The sequence below is a fragment of the Gluconacetobacter sp. genome (assembly GCF_047721585.1).
GTDB lineage: Bacteria > Pseudomonadota > Alphaproteobacteria > Acetobacterales > Acetobacteraceae > Gluconacetobacter > Gluconacetobacter dulcium.
This window is the reverse complement of the sequence record NZ_JBDNXE010000197.1, coordinates 1-4,917: the sequence shown is the minus strand read 5'-3', so window position 1 is coordinate 4,917 and position 4,917 is coordinate 1. Positions and strand designations below refer to the sequence as shown.

The following is a 4,917-nucleotide window of genomic DNA, read 5'->3' as shown; positions in this document are numbered from 1 at the left end:
CAGCCTTGAATCAACCGACGAGTATTCTGTCAACCTTTGTCCACGAAACCTAGTTTCATAAATCAAGCGTCCATCATGAAGATAGGCTGTAGTAAAAAACGGGTATTTTCCAATCCGTCAGGCCTGTAGACTTTTGTGAACTTTAATTCAGCGACCAGCAGGGGGGCGTACATAAAACGGGCACAGATATACGCTAAGGATTATCGGTGATTGTGATGGCTTGCCGGAGCGGGCGGAGTTTCCCTTCTGGGATGTCGGCGTCGGTCCAGAGGTAATCCCCGGTCAGGTTGATATGCTGCCACCCCAGCGGAGAGAGATGCTGGAGCAGACCAGGCGGAACGGATCGTCCTTGATGTTCGAGATGCCGCATTGCGGCTCCGAGATAGGTGGTGTTCCACAATACGATGGCGCTGGCGACGAGATTGAGCGCGCTCGCCCGATGTCCCTGGGCTTGCAGTCCGTGATCGCGGATCCGGCCGGTGCGATGGAAAAAGATGGCGCGCTTGAGGGCGTTCTGGGCCTCTCCCTTGTTCAACTCGCGGGTGGCGCGGCGGCGTTCCTCGGGGAGCTCGATCCAGTCGAGCGTGAACAGCGTACGCTCGACGCGGCCCATCTCTCGCAGGGCAAGGGCGAGACCGTTCGCGCGAGGATAAGAACCGAGCCGTTCCAGCATCAGCGACGCGCTGGTGACGCCGGTACGGATTGAGGTGGCGAGCCGGATCACGTCGTCCCAATGCTCGGAGATCAGGCGTTCGTCGATCGGCTGGGCCATCAATGGGGCGACAGTCGACCCAGGCTTCATGTCGCCGAACAGATGCAGGCGTCTGTTACCGATGTTGGGGATGCGCGGGGCGAAACGGAAACCGAGGAGATGGCATAGGGCGAACACATGATCCGAAACGCCCCCGCCATCGGTATGGTGACGCTCGATCGCAAGGTCGGCGCCATGATGGAGCAGGCCGTCGAGTACATGCGCGGCCTCGCTGGCACCGGCGGAGATGACTGTGGAATGGAACGGCGCGTAGCGATCGGAGACATGGGTGTAGAAGGAGATGGCGGGTTCGCTGCCCTTGTGCGGATTGACGGCGCCGGTTGCCTGTGCACGCCGATCGAGCGGGAAGTGCTGCCCGTCCGAGCTGGACGCGGTGCCGTTGCCGAACAACGCGGCAAGGGGCAGCCGATGCTGCGCCTCGACCAGCCTCGCCAGCGCCGCTCCGTAGCTATCCTCGCGCAGGTGCCAGGCCGAGAGCCAGCCGAGCTGACGCCGAGTTACCAACCCACAGGCCTCGGCCATGCGGGCGTGGCCGAGATTGGTCGCATCGGCAAGAACGGCGGTAAGGATCGCGCGGGGATCGTCGTGTGCCCGGCCGGTAGTCAAATGCGTGAAGCAGCCGGCAAGTCCCGTCCAGCGATCCACGTCGGCCAGCAGATCGGTGATCCGGATGGCCGGCAGGCGTGCGTAGAGGGGTGCCAGGGCGTCCTCTGCCTCGTCTGGAGTGATCGCGCGCAAAGGCGAGATGCGCAGCCGCCCCTCGGCGATCCGCACGTCTTCGAGCGTATCGGTGGACGCTTTCGCCTCTATCTCGGCGATCCGACGCGTGAGCAGCGCCTTGCGTTCCGCCAGCCAGGCCGCTGCGGTATCAGCGACGGCGATCGGCAGGGGGCCGGCCTCGCGCATCGCGGAAAAAATCGGCTTTGGAATAAGCTGGTGCTCGACGGCGCGATAGCGTCGGCTTCCCTCGACCCACATATCCCCCGCGCGCAGCCGGTCGCGCAGTTCCGCCAGGACGCAGAACGCGAAGATGCGGCGGTCGAGATCAGCACGGTCGATCCGCTTCCGCCAGCTCGTCCGGACAAAGCCGAGCGGCACGTCGGCCGGAAGCCTGTGCCGGCCGTCGGCGAGTCTGCGCAGGGTCTCGACAGCTTGGGCAAGAGGTGCGCAGGCGGGAACAGCCCCGAAAGTGAAGGCGGCGACGAACGCAGGACCGATCTGGCGCAGGATCGGTGCGTTCTCCCGGGAGAGCGCCACGGGATCGAGCGGATCAGGACGAACGAGACGACGGGCTTCCGTGACTTCCCGTGTCAGCGCGTCCCAGCCGATGACGCCCTCGATCGCCGCGTATGGATCGGCGTCGTCAGCGCGGGCGCTCAACACCGCATCGCCGATCTCGGCCAGAAGGCGGATTTTGGCGTTGATGGTCCGACGGTCGCGTTTCAATGCGGCTTCCTCGCGCCGTTCCGCCCGGCGGAACAACTGACCGAACAGACGCTCGAACATGAGCACCGCGTCGTCTGTCAGCGTCATCTGCGTCTCGATGGCTGTGGCGACCAGCACCGCGCGCCGCCGTGCCGGGTTTAACGAGGTAAGATGTTGCGCCGTGAGGCGCGCGCCTTCCTGGCACAATCGGCGAAGCCGCTCCGGGTGAATGGTGTCCACGAGGCCGGAATCCAGGTCGATCGCACGCAGGAGCGACAATCGGTCGAGGATCGCGGCGAAGGCACGCCTCCCGGGCTGGCCAGGAGGCTGACGCACCCAGGTGAGGCTGCTGATATGGCTGCCGCTATGTGGCTGGAGGAGGGCGTCGAGCCGATCGCGCTGGTCGGCGGTAAGATGCCGCGTCAGCAGCTCGCAGACATACCGCTCGGCATCGAGCAGCGCCTTGCCCACCATGCGTTCGATCTGGGTGATACCAGGCACGACGATGCATCGCCGGCGAAATTCGCCCAGCAGCATCCGTGCGAGAACGATTCCGCTGCTGGACGTCAGGGCCGCAGGCAGAAGCCAGGCCTGAAGCTCGATCTGGAGCGGCCGACAGAACTGCTGGAATCCGAATGTTCCACGCAGCGTATCGAGCTGTTCGTAGCGGGTCGGCCCACGCATGGCATAGTCGGCGAGCGCGTCCGGCTCGATCCCGAGTTGATCCCCTATGAAGGCGAGCGGGATCTGAGGGATCAGCTCCCCCGGCCGGAGCAGCCGCCCCGGGTAGCGCAGCGCGCAAAGCTGGATAGCAAAGCCCAACCGATTGTGCGCCCTTCTCCGACTGACAATGACACGCAGGTCATCGGGAGTGAGCGTCCAGTAGCGCACCAGGTCGGCCTCGTTTTCGGGCAGGGCAAGCAGCAACAGGCGCTGCGCCTCGGTCAGAACGGAACGGCGCGGCATCTGTCAGGTTCTGCCGGGAGGCGTCCAGCCAATCCGCGCCAGCGTGTCGATCAGCGTCGAGCGCGGTACACCGAAGTTGCGGCATATAGCCGCTTTGCTGGCGCCGCCTTCGAGGGCGACGGTAATCGCCGCGATCTTCTCCGCGTCGATCGCGGGCGGCCTACCGCCGCGCCGACCCCGGCGCTTGGCGGCCGCCAGCCCCGCCATGACCCGTTCGCGCGTCAAGGCGCGTTCGTATTGGGCGAGTGCGCCGAACATCGAGAACAGCAACTCGCCTTGCGCGGTTGCCGTATCCATATGTTCGGTCAAGGATCGGAAAGCGATGCCACGCTCCCGAAAATCTCCGATAATATCGAGAAGATGCGATAGAGAACGGCCCAGACGGTCGAGTTTCCAGACCACCAGCGTATCCCCTTCCTTGAGCCAGGCGAGGCACGTCTTGAGGCCAGGGCGATCGTCGCGGGCACCAGAGGCCTTGTCGGAATGAATGTGGCGTGCATCGACGCCAGCCGCGATCAGCGCATCGCGCTGGAGATCCACTGACTGGCGTTCGTCGGCTGAGGACACTCGCATATAACCGACCAGCATGTACGACAAACCTCATCAGAAGAGTTTCCGCACAGTAATGCAAAGCGACATGGTTTGTCGTGCGGTTTTTGCTACCTTGGCGGCTATCTTTTCCCGGCAAGAAAAAAATGACGGAAAACACCTGTTTCCCGTCATATACTCTCAGCAGCCAGCCTTAGCGTATATCTGTGCCCGTTCTATGTACCGACCCCTATAGGCGATCCGCCTGTGTCCACAGTCCCCGCACGCTGCGACATGACCACCAAGGGCTGCGGTGCGACAGTGTTCGATTGCCGACATTGTTGATTTTCACTGAGAACTGGGTTCTCCCGCACTTTTCGTGATGATGTTTTGATTATGTTGGCTGGAGGACACGCGCCTTGAGGAGTTCGAAGCCTGCTCTTCCGAACATGGTGCGCTTGATCATTTTCAGTCGGCTGATCTGCCCTTCAACCGGGCTGGTTGTCCATGGTGTGACGAGAGAAGCCTCAATGGCAGCAGCATCCCGCTCAAGCGCAGGAATCAAACGCGACAGCAGCGTCGTCTTCCCTTCGTCCAGAAGGAGCTGCAGATCGCCTTCCGTGCTGGTGTTACCCTTTTTACAGAGGAGTTTCTGCATTTTCCTGAGCCAGCAGAGCGTGACGGCAAGTTGCGGTTCGGCTTCCAGAAGGACAGGAACAAGCAGTCCCTCCTGTCCAGCAGACAACGGATCCTCTGCGAGGAGAAGGCGCGCAAGTTTGCGTCCCAGCGGTGGTGCGACATGCGCAGAAGAAACCGGCTTCGGGGACATCCCCTGTCGCCCCAACATCCATTTCCGAACAGTGCCATATTTTCCTGCAAAGCCCTGCTCCAGGAGTTCTCGCCATAACTGGCGAATATTCCGACATCCTTCGGCCCATCTTTTTTCCAGATGGGCTGTGTAAGGCATGAGTATGCTGCGTGTCGGAACGGTCCTTTTCCATGGTGGCGCATGGCCCCGCTGAAACCAGCGCCGCACGGTTTTTCTCTCTACCCCGACGCTTGTGGCGATAGCCTGAATACTGTGCCCCTCTGCTTTCAGGGCAAGGGCTTCATTGAACAGAATTTCACGTCGTTCCCCGGAAACTGACCTGACGATCGTTTGCGCCTCTTCTGGGGTCGTTTGCGGGAGGGGGCGAAATCCTACGCTAAGGATTTAGGCCAGCGAT

The 4,917-nt window shown here is 62.1% G+C and carries 3 protein-coding genes and 1 pseudogene; all 4 read right to left on the bottom strand.

The features are described from left to right. Positions 1-193: 193 nt before the first annotated feature. Positions 194-3,163, bottom strand: coding sequence for a Tn3 family transposase (locus tag ABF821_RS19950; RefSeq protein WP_415531345.1), 2,970 nt, complete (start codon positions 3,161-3,163; stop codon positions 194-196). Between the two features lie 3 nt (positions 3,164-3,166). Further along, positions 3,167-3,751 carry a recombinase family protein gene (locus ABF821_RS19945; RefSeq protein WP_415531344.1) on the bottom strand — a complete coding sequence of 195 codons (585 nt, stop codon included), beginning with the start codon at positions 3,749-3,751 and terminating at the stop codon, positions 3,167-3,169. A 141-nt stretch (positions 3,752-3,892) separates the two neighbouring features. Beyond that, on the bottom strand, positions 3,893-4,030 hold the full coding sequence (locus ABF821_RS19940; protein ID WP_415531343.1) for a transposase zinc-binding domain-containing protein: 138 nt from the start codon (positions 4,028-4,030) through the stop codon (positions 3,893-3,895). Positions 4,031-4,085: 55 nt separating this feature from the next. After that, positions 4,086-4,865, bottom strand: a pseudogene (locus tag ABF821_RS19935) (helix-turn-helix domain-containing protein); the annotation flags it as partial. Positions 4,866-4,917 lie beyond the last annotated feature (52 nt).

Coding starts and splice junctions, on each gene's coding strand:
- ABF821_RS19945 (WP_415531344.1), bottom strand. CDS start 3,751: ATGCTGGTCGGTTATATGCGAGTGTCCTCAGCCGACGAACGCCAGTCA.
- ABF821_RS19940 (WP_415531343.1), bottom strand. CDS start 4,030: ATGTCGGCAATCGAACACTGTCGCACCGCAGCCCTTGGTGGTCATGTC.
- ABF821_RS19950 (WP_415531345.1), bottom strand. CDS start 3,163: ATGCCGCGCCGTTCCGTTCTGACCGAGGCGCAGCGCCTGTTGCTGCTT.